1 protein-coding gene is annotated in these 752 nt (G+C 62.1%); it reads left to right on the top strand.

The annotated features are described in order from the left end of the window. Positions 1 to 752, top strand: a 752-nt coding sequence (locus MFF62_RS30730; RefSeq protein ID WP_238267959.1) for a bifunctional UDP-4-keto-pentose/UDP-xylose synthase, incomplete at both ends; no start/stop codon positions are given.

Raw genomic sequence — 752 nt, 5'->3', positions numbered from 1 at the left:
GTCCTGATTCTTGGCGTCAACGGCTTCATCGGCCATCACCTGACGCGCCGCATCCTGGAAACCACGCAGTGGGAGGTCTACGGCATGGATATGTCGTCAGACCGCCTGGGCGACCTGGTGAACCATCCGCGCATGCACTTCTCCGAAGGTGACATCACCATCAACAAGGAGTGGGTGGAGTACAACATCCGCAAGTGCGACGTGATCCTGCCGCTGGTGGCCATCGCCACGCCGGCCACCTACGTGCGCAACCCGCTGCGCGTGTTCGAACTCGACTTCGAGGCCAACCTGCCCATCGTGCGCAGCGCCGTGAAGTACGGCAAGCACCTGGTGTTCCCGTCGACCTCCGAGGTCTACGGCATGTGCGCCGACGAGGAATTCGACCCCGAGGCCTCGCCTCTGATCTACGGCCCGATCAACAAGCCGCGCTGGATCTACGCCTGCTCCAAGCAGCTGATGGACCGTGTGATCCACGCCTACGGCATGGAACAGGGCCTGAACTACACGCTGTTCCGTCCGTTCAACTGGATCGGCGCGGGCCTGGACTCGATTTTCGAATCGAAGGAAGGGTCGTCGCGCGTGGTGACGCAGTTCCTGGGCCATATCGTCCGTGGCGAGCCGATCAAGCTGGTGGATGGCGGCGCGCAGAAGCGTGCCTTCGCCGATATCTCGGACGGCATCTCGGCGCTGATGCACATCATCGAGAACAAGGATGGCGTGGCCAGCGGCAAGATCTTCAACATCGGCAACCC

The organism is Cupriavidus pauculus (assembly GCF_022179805.1).
GTDB classification, from domain to species: Bacteria; Pseudomonadota; Gammaproteobacteria; order Burkholderiales; family Burkholderiaceae; genus Cupriavidus; species Cupriavidus pauculus_E.
This window is presented reverse-complemented; position numbering and strand designations above follow the sequence as displayed.